At 58.5% G+C, this 13,766-nt stretch carries 13 protein-coding genes and 3 tRNA genes; 9 read left to right on the top strand and 7 right to left on the bottom strand.

The features are described 5' to 3' along the window. The first annotated feature begins 58 nt into the window (after window positions 1-58). The 4 genes from ACSQ3J_RS00080 (at window position 59) to prfB (ending at window position 5,886) form a co-directional block, all read left to right on the top strand. Window positions 59-358 carry a hypothetical protein gene (locus ACSQ3J_RS00080; protein WP_060502083.1) on the top strand — a complete coding sequence of 100 codons (300 nt, stop codon included), beginning with the start codon at window positions 59-61 and terminating at the stop codon, window positions 356-358. 247 nt (window positions 359-605) lie between these two features. Next, window positions 606-1,829, top strand: a complete 1,224-nt coding sequence (locus tag ACSQ3J_RS00075) for an N-acetylmuramoyl-L-alanine amidase (RefSeq protein ID WP_060502082.1) — start codon at window positions 606-608, stop codon at window positions 1,827-1,829. Window positions 1,830-2,201: 372 nt separating this feature from the next. Beyond that, window positions 2,202-4,655 (top strand): penicillin-binding protein 1A, encoded by a 2,454-nt coding sequence (locus tag ACSQ3J_RS00070; RefSeq protein ID WP_060502081.1) that lies wholly within the window; start codon window positions 2,202-2,204, stop codon window positions 4,653-4,655. 99 nt (window positions 4,656-4,754) lie between these two features. Then, a protein-coding gene (gene prfB, locus ACSQ3J_RS00065) for a peptide chain release factor 2 (protein ID WP_112834605.1) occupies window positions 4,755-5,886 on the top strand; the annotation gives its coding sequence in 2 pieces (ribosomal slippage) (window positions 4,755-4,823 and window positions 4,825-5,886; 1,131 coding nt in all). A gap of 81 nt (window positions 5,887-5,967) precedes the next feature. Here the strand turns inward: prfB and ACSQ3J_RS00060 are convergent. The 6 genes from ACSQ3J_RS00060 to ACSQ3J_RS00035 form a co-directional block, all read right to left on the bottom strand. Continuing rightward, on the bottom strand, window positions 5,968-6,399 hold the full coding sequence (locus ACSQ3J_RS00060) for a hypothetical protein (RefSeq protein WP_244481900.1): 432 nt from the start codon (window positions 6,397-6,399) through the stop codon (window positions 5,968-5,970). Between the two features lie 303 nt (window positions 6,400-6,702). Further along, window positions 6,703-7,476, bottom strand: a complete 774-nt coding sequence (locus ACSQ3J_RS00055) for an NAD kinase (RefSeq protein ID WP_060502079.1) — start codon at window positions 7,474-7,476, stop codon at window positions 6,703-6,705. Between the two features lie 148 nt (window positions 7,477-7,624). Next, window positions 7,625-8,470, bottom strand: coding sequence for a hypothetical protein (locus ACSQ3J_RS00050; RefSeq protein ID WP_060502078.1), 846 nt, complete (start codon window positions 8,468-8,470; stop codon window positions 7,625-7,627). 202 nt (window positions 8,471-8,672) lie between these two features. Next, a tRNA-Thr gene (locus ACSQ3J_RS00045) sits at window positions 8,673-8,748 on the bottom strand. A 233-nt stretch (window positions 8,749-8,981) separates the two neighbouring features. After that, window positions 8,982-9,713, bottom strand: coding sequence for a YoaK family protein (locus tag ACSQ3J_RS00040; RefSeq protein ID WP_060502077.1), 732 nt, complete (start codon window positions 9,711-9,713; stop codon window positions 8,982-8,984). A gap of 82 nt (window positions 9,714-9,795) precedes the next feature. Continuing rightward, window positions 9,796-10,740 carry a LysR family transcriptional regulator gene (locus ACSQ3J_RS00035; RefSeq protein WP_060502076.1) on the bottom strand — a complete coding sequence of 315 codons (945 nt, stop codon included), beginning with the start codon at window positions 10,738-10,740 and terminating at the stop codon, window positions 9,796-9,798. Between the two features lie 160 nt (window positions 10,741-10,900). On the opposite strand from ACSQ3J_RS00035, the gene ACSQ3J_RS00030 reads away from it, so the two are divergent. From ACSQ3J_RS00030 to ACSQ3J_RS00020, 3 genes are all read left to right on the top strand, one after another. Further along, window positions 10,901-11,527 (top strand): FMN-dependent NADH-azoreductase, encoded by a 627-nt coding sequence (locus ACSQ3J_RS00030; RefSeq protein WP_060502075.1) that lies wholly within the window; start codon window positions 10,901-10,903, stop codon window positions 11,525-11,527. A 154-nt stretch (window positions 11,528-11,681) separates the two neighbouring features. Continuing rightward, window positions 11,682-11,846, top strand: coding sequence for a PhnA domain-containing protein (locus tag ACSQ3J_RS00025; RefSeq protein WP_060502074.1), 165 nt, complete (start codon window positions 11,682-11,684; stop codon window positions 11,844-11,846). A gap of 93 nt (window positions 11,847-11,939) precedes the next feature. After that, on the top strand, window positions 11,940-12,212 hold the full coding sequence (locus ACSQ3J_RS00020) for a hypothetical protein (RefSeq protein WP_060502073.1): 273 nt from the start codon (window positions 11,940-11,942) through the stop codon (window positions 12,210-12,212). Window positions 12,213-12,219: 7 nt separating this feature from the next. Here ACSQ3J_RS00020 and ACSQ3J_RS00015 read toward each other — a convergent pair whose 3' ends face one another. Further along, complete coding sequence (locus ACSQ3J_RS00015) at window positions 12,220-13,101, bottom strand: TrmH family RNA methyltransferase (protein WP_060502072.1); 882 nt, start codon at window positions 13,099-13,101, stop codon at window positions 12,220-12,222. Window positions 13,102-13,319: 218 nt separating this feature from the next. Between ACSQ3J_RS00015 and ACSQ3J_RS00010 the strand changes: the two genes are divergently transcribed. Next, a tRNA-Tyr gene (locus ACSQ3J_RS00010) sits at window positions 13,320-13,404 on the top strand. Between the two features lie 23 nt (window positions 13,405-13,427). Beyond that, window positions 13,428-13,501 (top strand) — tRNA-Gly (locus ACSQ3J_RS00005). The last annotated feature ends 265 nt before the right edge of the window (window positions 13,502-13,766 follow it).

The raw sequence follows: 13,766 nt of genomic DNA, 5'->3' as shown, positions 1-13,766 counted from the left end.
GCTGGGACAACGTTAATGACCAAACAAGAATGCCAATGTAGTAGGCCCTGAAGGCCCGATGAATGTGCCCGGTCACGGGCCTGCGGTGATCGTCACCATAAACGCTCCGGCCACCGCCGGAATTTCTCGATTCAGCATGCGAAGAAAAAGTGGAGCGACGGCGGATGAAGCGCGACTGCTTGTCCGAGACGTGATCTGCGTTGAAGCGGTTTTACCCGTCCCGATCACGCTCTGGCGCCAGGGTTTTAAACACCCTTTGGCTGCCGGTCGTCGATTCTATCCCGTCAACACTTTCTCCCTGCAAGGCTTTTATGTTTTCTATGTCACAATGGCAAGGGAAAAGCCGGAAGCGCCATAATATTGATTGATTCGCTTGTCGGGGTGTGTACTGGCGAAGTGCTGGTTTGCTGCGGTCTTGAGGCTCGTTAACGGCGCTGGAAAAGGGCAGGCGGCGTCCCTTGAATATGGAGAGCGCAAGGTTTGGTTAACCATATGGCGTCATGGATACTGCAGGCAGCAACGCGCCAAGTGTACGGGCCATGTCCCGAAATGAGATGTCGCGACCTGGTCGTCGGCGACGCTACCACCGCGGTACCGGTGGGCGTATGCAACAAGGAAGAGCGGATTTGATCCTGTCAGCGATGATACGACGGTGCCTGCTGGGCCTCCTGCTTCTTTCGGCGGCGCCGGTCGCTCATGCTGCCGATGCACCATTGCTCGCTTACGGTGCGCGGATTGCCGGCGACGACGCCCGCACCAGGGTGGTGATTGATTTCGACCGCAAGCCCGTTTTCTTCGTCCACTATGTCGCCAATCCGCCCCGTGTCATCGTCGATTTGCCTGAGACCTCCTTTGGTCTGAAACCCGAGGATCTGAAAGCGCGCGGTCTGTTCACCGAAATTCGCTATGGCGCGATGGGGCCGGGCAGCGCCCGCGTGGTGCTCACTGCAAGCAAACCCGTCGCCGTCACGGTCGCCGATGTGAAGGCGGATGAGGAAGGCAAGGGATTTCGCCTGGTGCTTGATGCGGAACGGGTGACCGAGGCGCGTTTTTCCAGCTTGATCGCAGAGCAGACATGGACCGGTACTGTCAGCGCTGCAAAGACCGACAGGCTGGTCGAGCCGGCCGCACCCGGAGCATTCATTATTGCCGTCGATGCTGGTCACGGCGGTATCGATACCGGCGCCATCGGCAGCGAGACCAAGATGGAAGAGAAGAGCGTCACGCTTGCCTTCGCCGCGCAGCTTGTCGAGACGCTCAACAAGGAGAAGGGCGTCAAGGCATTCCTGACGCGCGACAAGGATGAGTTCCTGTCCTTGCCGGAACGCGTCCAGGTTGCCCGTCAGCACAGCGCCAACCTGTTCATCTCCATTCACGCCGATACGCTGAAGCAGCGTGATATTCGTGGCGCCACCGTCTACACGATCTCCGACAAGGCATCCGACCATCTGGCAGCCAATCTTGCAGCCCGCGAAAACCTGTCGGATGAGATTGCCGGGGTCACCTTCAAGAGCGAACCGGCCGAAGTCGCCGACATTCTGATCGATCTGACGCGCCGCGAAACGCAGGCGTTCTCGGTCAATCTCGCCCGTTCCGTCGTTTCGTCCTTCGAGGGGCAGATCAACCTGATCAACAATCCACACCGCCATGCGGGATTCCGGGTTCTGCAGGCGCCGGATGTGCCATCGATTCTGCTGGAATTGGGTTTTTTGTCCAACAAGGAAGATGAAAAGCTCCTTGTCGATCCGGTCTGGCGCAGCAAGGTTGCAGATCTTATTGCGGCTGCCGTGCGCGGCTATCGCGGCGAGGCCGTCGCAAACGGTGGTTGAGCATGGTTTGGAGGAAGTTCCATCCGTTGCCGCTCAATGGCGTGAACCGGTAATAACGTCTGTTGTGATTTGTGTCGCCGGAGTAACAGCGATATCGTTTTCAACGGGATGACCCATGTTTAATCTGCTGCAAGCCCTATTTTACTCACAATCCGGTCGCTATCCGGAAGTCTGAATTGCACGGCGGTGATCCGAAAGACGATCGCTGGCCGTAAACATGCAACGTGGGGAAGCGCCGCCGGCCATCCGGAACGCATTTCATTCGTTGTTTAATGCGTTGGCGTGATTGCATTCGGGCAAGGTGCGGGGTAGGCCCACCGGCAGCGTATGTTCCGCATAGATAAACGATAACTGGATACCGGTACCTGGCTGATGATCAGACTGATTGGATATTTCTTCGGCATTGGCGCATTTCTGGTGCTCGGCGTTGCCGCAGCCGCTGCCATCTATCTTGGCCATGTGACCAAGGACCTGCCAGACTATGAGGTCCTCAACAGCTATGCGCCTCCGGTAACAACCCGCGTCCACGCCGGCAATGGCGCGCTGATGGCTGAATATGCCCGTGAACGCCGCCTCTATCTGCCGATCCAGGCCATTCCCGATCGCGTCAAGGCGGCCTTCATCTCGGCCGAAGACAAGAACTTCTACCAGCATCCAGGCGTCGATATCACCGGCCTTGGCCGCGCCATCTTCGTCAACCTGCAGAATTTCGGCTCCGGCCGCCGTCCCGTCGGCGCTTCGACCATCACCCAGCAGGTTGCCAAGAACTTCCTTCTCTCCTCCGACCAGACGATCGACCGCAAGGTCAAGGAAGCCATCCTGTCGTTCCGCATCGAGCAGGCCTACAGCAAGGATCGTATTCTCGAACTCTATCTCAACGAAATCTTCTTCGGTCTGAATTCCTACGGTATCGCTGGCGCCGCACTGACTTACTTCGACAAGTCGGTCACCGAGCTGACCATTGCTGAAACGGCCTATCTCGCAGCACTGCCGAAGGGGCCGGCTAATTATCATCCATTCCGCAGGGCCGAAGCTGCCATCGAGCGCCGCAACTGGGTCATCGATCGCATGGTCGAAAACGGTTACGTCGCCAAAAGCGATGGCGATGAGGCAAAGAAGCAGCCACTGGGTGTCAGTGTTCGTCGCGGTGGATCGCATCTGTTCGCGTCTGACTATTTCGCCGAGGAAGTTCGCCGCCAGATCATCCAGCGCTACGGCGACAACGCGCTTTACGAGGGCGGCCTGTCGGTCCGCACATCACTCGACCCGCGCATTCAGGTGGAAGCGCGCCGGGCGCTGCAGAACGCGCTGGTTTCCTATGACGAGCGCCGCGGTTTCCATGGCCCGATGAAGTCGATCGAAATTGGTGGAGACTGGGGCGAGCCGCTCGGCAAGCTGAATGCTTTGTCTGATGTGCCCGAATGGAAACTGGCCGTCGTACTCTCCGTTGACGGTAACGGTGCCGACATCGGCATCCAGCCGGAAAAAGAGGCCGGCGGCAAAATCGGCGCCGACCGCGTGACCGGCCATATCACCGCCAAGAACATGCAATGGGCCTACCGCTCTTCGACCGGTGAGCGTAAGACGGCAAAGTCGCCGGAAGGCGTCGTCGGTCCGGGCGATGTCGTTTATGTCGAGCCGACTGATGCTGCCGGAGAATATCGCCTGCGCCAGCCGCCGAAAGTGCAGGGCGGCCTTGTCGCCATGGACCCGCATACGGGCCGTGTTCTGGCCATGACGGGTGGCTTTTCCTACGGCCAGTCTGAATTCAACCGTGCAACGCAGGCCATGCGTCAGCCGGGATCGTCCTTCAAGCCCTTCGTTTACGCGGCAGCACTGGACAACGGCTATACGCCCGCATCCGTCATTCTCGACGCGCCATTCGAACTCGTAACCGGCGGTCAGGTCTGGCGTCCGGAAAACTATGGCGGCGGTTCGGCCGGCCCTTCGACACTGCGTCTCGGCATCGAAAAGTCGCGTAACCTGATGACGGTGCGGCTTGCCAACGACATGGGCATGAACTTGGTGGCCGAATATGCCGAACGTTTCGGCATCTACGACAAGATGCTGCCGGTGCTCGCAATGTCGCTCGGTTCAGGCGAAACGACGGTTCTGCGCATGGTGTCGGCCTATTCGGTGCTCGCCAATGGCGGCAAGCAGATCAAGCCGTCGATGATCGACCGCATCCAGGACCGCTACGGCAAGACGATCTTCCGCCACGAAGAGCGCACCTGTGACAATTGCAATGCGGCTGATTGGGAAGATCAGGAAGAGCCGGTTCTCACCGACAACCGCGAGCAGGTTCTTGACCCGATGACCGCCTACCAGATCACATCGATGATGGAAGGCGTGGTTTCCCGCGGTACTGCGGCCGGCAAGATCAAGCTCGACCGTCCGGTTGCCGGCAAGACCGGAACGACCAACGACGAAAAGGACGCCTGGTTCGTCGGCTATACGCCGGACATGGTGGCTGGCCTCTATCTCGGTTTCGACAGCCCGGCGCCGCTCGGCCGCGGTGCAACAGGTGGCGGTCTGGCGGCTCCCGTGTTCAATGATTTCATGCAGGCCGCAACGCAGGGTACCCGCCCAAGCAAGTTCGTTGTGCCGGAAGGCATGAGCCTCATCCCCGTCAACCGCAAGACCGGTATGGCGGCGGCAGACGGCGATCCGGATACGATCATCGAGGCCTTCAAGCCCGGCACCGGCCCGGCCGATACCTTCTCGGTCATCGGTGGTGCCGATCAGTACATCCCGCCGGAAGAAATCCTGAAGGCGTCGCCGCAGGCCAATGATGCGATCAATCGCGGTTCCAGCGGCCTGTTTTAACCAGCCCCTTCCCATTCACCGGCGCCCGCCGCTCTTTACACGAGCGGCGGGCGCCGTTATTCACGGCGCACATTCCATACGAACGCAAGAAGCGGAACCATGCGGACTGAAATCGAGAACATTGTCGACGAAATCAAGCAGGCCATAAGCCTGCTGAGGAGGCATCTTTGACTGGGATCAGGCGGTAAGACGGCTGGACTGGTTGAACAACAAGGCAGAGGATCCAAACCTCTGGAACGACGCGTCGGAAGCTCAGAAGCTGATGCGCGAACGCCAGCAGCTGGATGACGGCATCAATGGCGTTCGTGCTTTCGAGCGGCAGATGCAGGATGCCATCGACCTCATCGAACTCGGTGAGGAAGAGGGTGACGCTGACATCATCAAGGAAGCCGAAGATGCGCTGCGCGCACTGAAGGTTGAAGCCGCCCGTCGCCAGGTGGAAGCGATGCTCTCCGGCGAAGCTGACAGCAACGATACCTATCTCGAAGTCCATTCCGGTGCCGGCGGTACCGAGAGCCAGGATTGGGCGAACATCCTCTTGCGTATGTACACGCGCTGGGCTGAGCGCCAGGGTTATAAGGTCGAGCTTCTCGAAGTTCATGACGGTGAAGAAGCGGGCATCAAGTCGGCGACGCTGCTGGTCAAGGGGCACAATGCCTATGGCTGGCTGAAGACCGAATCGGGTGTTCATCGCCTTGTTCGTATTTCGCCATTCGACAGCAATGCCCGCCGCCACACCTCGTTCTCGTCGATCTGGGTCTACCCGGTCATCGACGATTCGATCCAGATCGATATCAACGAGAGCGATTGCCGTATCGATACCTACCGTTCGTCCGGCGCCGGCGGCCAGCACGTCAACACCACCGATTCGGCCGTGCGTATCACGCATATTCCGTCCGGAATCGTCGTGCAGTGCCAACAGGAGCGTTCGCAACACAAGAACAAGGCCAAGGCCTGGGACATGTTGCGTGCCCGCCTCTACGAAGCGGAGCTGAAAAAGCGTGAAGACGCGGCCAATGCTGAAGCCGCATCGAAGAGCGATATCGGCTGGGGTCACCAGATCCGGTCCTACGTGTTGCAGCCGTATCAGCTGGTCAAGGACTTGCGTACCGGCGTCGCCAGCACAGCGCCTGACGATGTGCTCGATGGCGATCTGAACGAGTTCATGGAAGCTGCACTCGCACACCGTGTCAACGGCGGCGCCGATGCCGTGGTCGACGATCTGGCCTAAGCCGGGTTTCCATCTCCAAAAAAATAAAAAAAGCCGGGCGCATCCATTGCCCGGCTTTTTCTTTTGGTTATGTCCGTGTGGTCAGTTCGTCTCCCGCTCGACCTTGATATCGCCGATATCATCGATCAGCACGGTCCAGGTCTCGGGTTCCAATGCGGTCGGGTCCGTTTTCAGATAGACCGTGGCAAACAATCCCGGCTGGGCGGCAACGCCATCGGATGTGTCCGGCCTGATATCCGTGACATAGGCCTTCATCGCAGAAAATTCCTCAAGCTCCGCTGAGGAAATAACCTTGGGACCTGCAGCATCCAGTACCACCTGCTGCAGGAATATGTGCGCGTTGCCCTCCGGCTGGCGCACCGCAACGAGCTTGTAATAACCCCGTTGCGTGGGAGATATCGTTGCCGATTGATTGTCTGTAGCCGTGCCGGCCTTTGGATCCAGGGCGGATAGCGGATCGCCGCTTTCCTCCCAATATCCCGTGCTTGTCACGAAGATAATGTTGGCAGGCATCAGGACGGTTTCATCCGCGCGGGCAGCGGATCCCTCAGCAAATGGCAGAAACAGAACAAGGGCTACAAGACACTGAATGGAAAGCAAGGCTGTGCGCGGCGTGGCGCCAGACACACGCAGCTCAGGCGTGTTGAAACGTTGGATAGGGAGCATCTTCGTCGCCTTAGATAGGTTCGTGTAAACAGCTGGATGCTCTCACCTCGATCCGTTGCAGGCATCAAGGCACGCTCAACTCTGCCACAATTTTTGGCGGGAATCGATTCGAAATCAAGGCATTGCGGCAGGAGACCGCGTCTATCGCTTCTAGTTGGAAAATTGTTCGGCCAGGATACGGTCCGACCAGGAGTAATCCGGATCGGAAAGGATGTGCGCCGTCTTGTTTTCCGATTCAGCAATGCGAACCTTCACCACCGATTTGACCTCGACATGATCGGCGACCGCGTTGACCGGACGTTTTTCGGGTTCGAGAATGTCGATATCGACGGTGACCTTGTTGGGCAAAAGTGCGCCGCGCCAGCGCCGTGGCCGGAATGGACTGACCGGCGTCAGGGCAAGAAGGGGGGCTTCCAGCGGCAGGATAGGCCCATGGGCGGAGAGATTGTAGGCTGTCGAACCGGCGGGCGTGGAAAGCAGGACACCGTCGCAGACAAGCTCTTCGAGCCGCACCCGGTCGTCAACGACGACCCGGAGCTTGGCTGCCTGATAGGATTGCCGGAAAAGATAGACCTCGTTGATCGCCAGCGCCTTGAACGTGTTGCCGTCAGCGTCTGTGGTTTTCATCTCAAGCGGCCGGAACGTATTCTCGACGGCCGCAGCCAAGCGCTCGTGCAGATTTTCCGTGCTGTAACGGTTCATCAGAAAACCGATCGAGCCACGGTTCATGCCGTAGATCAGCTTGCCGGAATTCATCGTCTTGTGCAGCGTCTGCAGCATGAAGCCGTCGCCGCCAAGCGCCACGATCACATCCGCTTCCGCCGGGTCTTCCTGGCCGTACAGAGCGATCAGTGCCGCTTCTGCCGCCTGTGCCTCGTCGGTTGCCGAAGCGGCGAAGGCGATGGTTTTGAACGTGCGAGCCATGAAATGCCTGTCTGTTTTATAAAATGGGCCGCTCAATGAGGAGAGGCCCGAAATATGGTCCACCTGTAAGTCCGACAGAAGGCGTCGCTGCGGAGAATGCCGCCATTATCATGCACAAAAGAACATTATGGGGAAGGGAGGATTGAGGCTATTCCCGCCAATGATCGGCGACCCACGGCGTTGGAAGGATATACTGGCGCAGGTATTTGAACGGCGCCTTGCCTTTCCTTCGGCTGGCATCAAACACCCCCAAAACGTGGTTGAGAGGGGTTGTGGCACGTCCCTTCAAGCCGAATTGGCCGTCGATTGCATGCTGCGGGAAAAAGTTGCGCGGGAATAGGACGACCCTGGCATCCGAGGGGAGACGCGGAGCGAGGAAATAGTTCAGAGGAAACGGCCAGCGGCAATCCTGTTTGAAATGCAGGACCCAGCGGCGCGGGAAAAACTTGACGCCGCCCGGCGCGTTTCGGGTAACGAACCGCTGCTCAAATTCATATTTGTCGGCGACGCCCTGCGGGTCGGCGCGGAACTTTTCCTGTAGCGGAACAAGTTTGCCGACCGGGAACCGGAACAGCGACGTCTGGCCGAGACGCTCGAATGGCGTCGTCTGATTCTGGGCGATCATCACGTCATCCGGTCCGCCTGTTTCGAAGAAGGCATCAAGCGAGCCGACGATCACCAGGTCGAGGTCCAGGAACAGGACCGGGCCGCTGAGGTTGCTGAGTTTCGGTCCCCAAAGGCGTGCCTTGGGCCAGATACCCTTGGTCTTGACCGGCATCTTTTCGATGTCCAGCGGCGGCAAGTCCTCCAGGTGAATTTCCGGCCGCAAGCCCTCCCTGTTATCGGTGAAGCAGGTGAATGTGAAAGGGGGAGTGATGTTGCGTGCCACCATTGCATAAAGCCGGTTGATAAACGGCGCGCCGTACTTTGTACCCCAATTGATGCAGATAATCTGCTTCACGCCGCCGCTTGCAGCCAGAACGTCCGCCGTCATGCTTGTCATTCCTCATTTCGCGCCGGGCTTGCCGCATCCGCGCTCAAGCCCATACCGGCGGTATATCGCGATTGCATATAGGCTTACAGCGCTCTGATTCTAAGTGGGAGGTGCAAATCCTGCAGAGGCGCGAAAATCTGGCAAAATAAACAGCAAGCTTGCCAAAGAAGTCCGATAGCCGGGAAATTTAAGCAGAAAAAAATGGTGCCCCCACCAGGACTCGAACCCGGGACCCCCTGATTACAAATCAGGTGCTCTACCAACTGAGCTATAAGGGCAGCACTTGCGGCAGGGAGTTACCATATTCTGATCGCGTGTAAAGCGAAAATACGGCTCGGCGGCTGCTTTTCCAGTGATTGACCTGTTTGGTGCGCGGTGGGCTGCTGCACGGCACCCTGAATCGAAGTGAATTTTGGGAGTTATGCAGCGAATCTAAAGCGCTGCGGCGCGTCGTGCACGCCATGAATACCGTGCGGCCCTGGTTGTCTTTGCACTCGTGTGGGACTGGTGGTCAAAGGCCAGGTCTTGCTGGCCGAAAATTTGTGGCTTGGGGCGGCGTACGCAGGGCGAGGCGTTTCTGCAGCCGCGGTGGGATGAAGAACGCAAGAATCGCAAATACCGCCGCAAAGGCGGATATTATCCACAGCGCATCCGCGCCTAGCGCCCGTTCGAGAAACGCGCCGCAGATGCCGCCGGATATCATTCCGAGCCAGGGAACGATCTGCAGGCCCCAGTCTGGCCGTGCCGTCCCGATTATCCAGTTGCCGATGCCTTTGCCGAAGCGGGAGAGGGCGCCGGTGACATAGGTCAGCCCGACCGGCAATCCCGCCATATGTTCGACTGCGGCATTGACCAGCCCCATGGCCAGCACGATTGCGTAGAATTGCAGTGTAGCAAGGCCCGGTTCAGTGATGATGGCAGCCAGCGCCAAAAGCAAGGCCGCGCCGATGAGGATGCGGAACGCACGCCGGGCTGCATTGTGGGCAATGACGACCCCAAGTGCGTTGCCAGCGACGAACATGGCAAGACCACCCACCAGAATAGCCGCCCCAACTGCTTGCCCATCCACAAGCGCCACGGCGGCGCGGGTGGTATTGCCGCTCATGAAGGAGACAAAGCTACCGGCGATCAACAGGCCGGCAGCATCCGTCATGCCGGCCAGAAACGAGATGGCTGCGACGAGAATGATGCCGGTGACCGTGCGCTGTCTTAAGATGATGCCCCGCCGCCGCTCTCGAGTCATGACTATGACTTTCCCCCGTCAATTCTGATTCGGTCGTCTGAAACGTCCGTCATCATATGTTGGGCAGCCTGAGAGGCGCTATCTATTCCGCAGCGTCGAGCATTGCCGGTTTAGGGTCGATTTCCGTGCAGCGCGACATTGCGCCCGGCAGATTGTCGGCCAAGAAGTCGATGAGCGCGCGGACCGACGGCAGCAAGCCATGGCGCGACGTGAAGACCAGATGGGCGATGGTGGTGTTCGAGCACCACTCCGGCAATACCGGCACCAGCACACCGGTCCGGATCCCCCGATTGCAAAGATGATCTGGCAGGAGCGCAATGCCGACGCCTTCGATGGCTGCCCGTTCGAGAATGCCGAAATCGCCACATCCAATGACGGGTTGATGACTGATGTCGCGTTTCGTTCCGTCGGTATGGTTCAGCTGCCAGGTATCGGTTGGATGCTGCTCGTTCATCGACAGCGTCGGCATGCTGCCCAGCGTATCGATCGTTACATTGCCGATCCGCGCCATCAGCGCTGGACTTGCCACGAGAAACTGGCTGGCTTCGCCGAGCTTGCGGATGATCAGGTTGTGGTCCGTGTCCAGTTGAGCGCGGGCGCGGAGCGCGATGTCGATGCGTTCTTCGACCAGATCGATCCGGCGGTTGGTGGTGGTGATCAGCAGGCGGACACCCGGATAGTGACGATGAAAGGCCGGCAGGATGGCGGCGACCATCGGCGTGAAACCGATCGGGCAGGCGAGGCGAACTACCCCGGCCGGTTCACTTTTGGCCGCAGCCACCACTGCTTCAGCAGCCTCGACGCCAGACAAGATCATTTCGCAACGTTCATAGAAGGCCTGCCCGATCTCGGTTACCCGCAGCTTGCGGGTGGACCGTTCGAGAAGACGTACGTCAAGCTGCTGCTCCAACCGGGCAACATGCTTGCTGAGTTTGGACTTCGGAATGTTGAGGGCACGGGCAGCGGCGGAAAAACCCTTGTTTTTCACCACGGCGGCAAACAGCGCGAGATCGTTCAGGTCCTGCATGTCACACCTTCATGTCCATCGAAAATTGACCATCATTGTTTCTATCAGGAAACGGCTTGTCGAAAAAGGGCCGGCTTATCAGTCGATTGTTTTAAAATCATATGTGATGCACCAAACGCCACCCGAGCGTACACCAAACAATCAAACGAAGGTGCCTACCATGAACATTCTCCATATCGACTCAGGTATTCTCGGCGATCATTCCGTTTCCCGCCGCCTGACCGCATCGATCGTCGCACGGATCAAGGCAGAGCGTCCCTCTGACACTGTTACCTATCGCGACCTTGCCGCCGCCCCACTTGCCCATCTCAGCGGTTCGCACCTGATGGCCGCTTCCGCCAATCCGGAAGGTCTCGATGCGACGCTGGTTTCCGAGCTTGATGCCGGCCGCGCCTCGCTCAACGAATTTCTTGCCGCTGATGTCGTCGTCATCGGCGCACCGATGTACAATTTCGCCATTCCGAGCCAGTTGAAGACCTGGATTGACCGCATTCTCGTTGCCGGCACCACATTCCGCTACACCGCGGAAGGCGTCGAAGGCCTTGCCAAGGGCAAGAAAGTGATCGTCGCTTCGACCCGTGGCGGCCACTATTCCGGTTCCTCGCCGATCAGTGCCATGGACCACCAGGAAACCTATCTTAGCACGGTATTCGGTTTCATCGGTATCACTGATGTCGAATTCGTCCGCGCCGAAGGCCTTGCCATCAGCCCGGATTCCAAGGAAGCCGCGATTACCGAGGCTGAAAAGGCCATTGCCGGCCGCGGCCATTTCGATATCGCCGCCTGATCCTTCATCCTGATCCCTGTGATAGAAAGCCGGGCACCGTTCTTTGCCCGGCTTTTTCGTTGCGCGCTGCACCCACGGTAGCAGAGGCTGGACAGGCCTGCATTGAGGGGATAGAGCCGCACCGAAGGGCCTTGCCCTCAGATTAAAGATTGGAATGACACTGACGGATGTCAGGGACAGCAACGGCACAATCCTCTCCGAGGGAGACAATGTCAGCCTGATCAAGGATCTCAAGGTCAAGGGCACTTCCGAGACCTTGAAGCGCGGCATGATGATCAAGGGCCTGGTGTTGCGCACGGAGTTTCTGAAGAAGGCCTGAGTTGCCGTCGGTCTGCAGACTAGCACCGGCGCGCCGTTGCGTACCGGGCGCCAATCCGCTGGACGTCCGGATTTTTTGTATTACACTTCGCTTATGAAAAGCGTTCCGGCACTTTTGATGGTCGCGCTTGTTCCGGTCCTTGCCGGAACGTCTTCTGGCGCGTCCTTTGCCGCCGATCCGATCTGCACCTGCAGAAACAAGGATGGTTCGAAACTCGAACTTGGACAGACCGCGTGCATCCGCGTGGGCGACACCGCCTATCTGGCGCGGTGCGAAAAAGAACTCAATGTCATGACCTGGCGCAAGCTGCGGGACGAATGTCCCGAAGCGCGATTGTCGGTTGCCGCGTTGCCTTTGACGCAGTAGCGGCCGGTCAGGCCTTGGTCAGGTGACCGCGGGCCGCATACATGGCGATCGCGGCCGCATTGGAGACGTTCAGCGACTTGATGGCGCCGGGCATGTCGAGGCGGGCAAGCGCGTTGACGGTCTGGCGGGTCTTCTGCCGCAGTCCCTTGCCCTCGGCTCCCAGAACAAGCGCGATCTTTGCGCCAGAAAATGTCTGTTCAAGTGGCGCCGGCCCTTCCGAATCAAGACCGATCGAGACGAAGCCGAGCTTGTGCAGTTCTTCCAGCGCATCGGCGAGATTGGTGATCTGGATATAGGGGATCATTTCCAGGGCGCCAGAGGCCGATTTGGCCATGACGCCTGATTCTGTCGGGCTGTGACGCTGCGTGGTGATCAGGGCGCCGGCGTTGAAGGCAACGGCGGAGCGCATGATGGCGCCGACATTGTGCGGATCGGTCACCTGGTCGAGGACGAGAATCAACGGGCTGTCGTTGAGTGCCGAAAGACGGCGCACAGGCAGCGGAACGGTTTCCAGCATTGCGCCCTGATGGATGGCGTCCGGTCCGAGGATCTTGTCGAGATCCTGCGGCGTGACGATCTCCACCGGAAAATCCAGTTCTTCGACCGGGCCTGTTTCCAGCCGCACCAACGCATTCTGCGTCACCGAAAGCTTGGTGATTTTGCGCTCGGGATTGTCGAGGGCGGCGCGCACCGTGTGAATGCCGTAGAGCAGCACCTGGTCGGGCGCCAGTTGCGGCGCCTTCCAGTCAGGTGCAGCACTTCTCTTGCGCTTGTCCTGTACGGGGGTCGGGATTTCGCCGCGTTCGCGCTTGGCGTCGCGATGCGCACGGCGAAGAGTGGCGTAATGGGTGTCTTTGGCGTTCTTGTCGCCCGGATTATCTTTGCTCATGCTTGTCTTATACTGATGATGCCGTTCGCGTGGAACCGTTTTTCGCGAAATCGGCGGCTTGCAATCTTTATCGCGATTTTCCCAACTTTTTCTGAGGCGCCGTGTTGACAGGATGAAACGGGGCCGTCATATACCCGGCGCAGATTGAGGGAACGGATTGCCCCGGCAAACAACACCTTGATCTGCAATACTTGGTCGATTGATCCCGACAGAATAATGGAGGGATGCCCGAGTGGTTAAAGGGGACGGACTGTAAATCCGTTGGCTCAGCCTACGTTGGTTCAAATCCAACTCCCTCCACCATTCTGTCACACGGATCTTGACCCGCGGGTATAGCTCAATGGTAGAGCAGCAGCCTTCCAAGCTGAATACGCGGGTTCGATTCCCGCTACCCGCTCCACTAAATGCCCCAATATCTCCGGTCTTTGTTGTGCTGCTTTAAGACAAGCCGGCAAATGGCTGATTTGATCGCGTTTCCGCGTTTGGCGTGATGGCCATTGGAAATGTATCCTGTCATCCCCACATAGGCATCATCCGGGCCTTAAGGGCCTGACGGAGCGCAAAATAATTAAGTCTTGCGCATTCCGCCCGAAACCCTTAAACGCCTCCCCAAACCGGCGCCGCCGGTATGGTGCATTTTCATTGATCACAGGAAACTTGACCCC

It is taken from the genome of Rhizobium sp. LjRoot98 (genome assembly GCF_964252935.1).
Taxonomy (GTDB): Bacteria; Pseudomonadota; Alphaproteobacteria; order Rhizobiales; family Rhizobiaceae; genus Pararhizobium.
Note: the sequence above shows the minus strand (reverse complement) of the source record. Positions and strands in the feature narration are given on the sequence as shown.

Bases quoted from the DNA above. Each gene is read 5' to 3' on its own strand.
- ACSQ3J_RS00035 (WP_060502076.1), bottom strand. From the start codon at position 10,740: ATGCAGGACCTGAACGATCTCGCGCTGTTTGCCGCCGTGGTGAAAAAC.
- ACSQ3J_RS00015 (WP_060502072.1), bottom strand. From the start codon at position 13,101: ATGAGCAAAGATAATCCGGGCGACAAGAACGCCAAAGACACCCATTAC.
- ACSQ3J_RS00055 (WP_060502079.1), bottom strand. From the start codon at position 7,476: ATGGCTCGCACGTTCAAAACCATCGCCTTCGCCGCTTCGGCAACCGAC.
- ACSQ3J_RS00075 (WP_060502082.1), top strand. From the start codon at position 606: ATGCAACAAGGAAGAGCGGATTTGATCCTGTCAGCGATGATACGACGG.
- ACSQ3J_RS00020 (WP_060502073.1), top strand. From the start codon at position 11,940: ATGAAAAGCGTTCCGGCACTTTTGATGGTCGCGCTTGTTCCGGTCCTT.
- ACSQ3J_RS00030 (WP_060502075.1), top strand. From the start codon at position 10,901: ATGAACATTCTCCATATCGACTCAGGTATTCTCGGCGATCATTCCGTT.
- ACSQ3J_RS00025 (WP_060502074.1), top strand. From the start codon at position 11,682: ATGACACTGACGGATGTCAGGGACAGCAACGGCACAATCCTCTCCGAG.
- ACSQ3J_RS00070 (WP_060502081.1), top strand. From the start codon at position 2,202: ATGATCAGACTGATTGGATATTTCTTCGGCATTGGCGCATTTCTGGTG.
- ACSQ3J_RS00060 (WP_244481900.1), bottom strand. From the start codon at position 6,399: ATGCCTGCCAACATTATCTTCGTGACAAGCACGGGATATTGGGAGGAA.
- ACSQ3J_RS00050 (WP_060502078.1), bottom strand. From the start codon at position 8,470: ATGACGGCGGACGTTCTGGCTGCAAGCGGCGGCGTGAAGCAGATTATC.
- ACSQ3J_RS00040 (WP_060502077.1), bottom strand. From the start codon at position 9,713: ATGACTCGAGAGCGGCGGCGGGGCATCATCTTAAGACAGCGCACGGTC.
- ACSQ3J_RS00080 (WP_060502083.1), top strand. From the start codon at position 59: ATGAATGTGCCCGGTCACGGGCCTGCGGTGATCGTCACCATAAACGCT.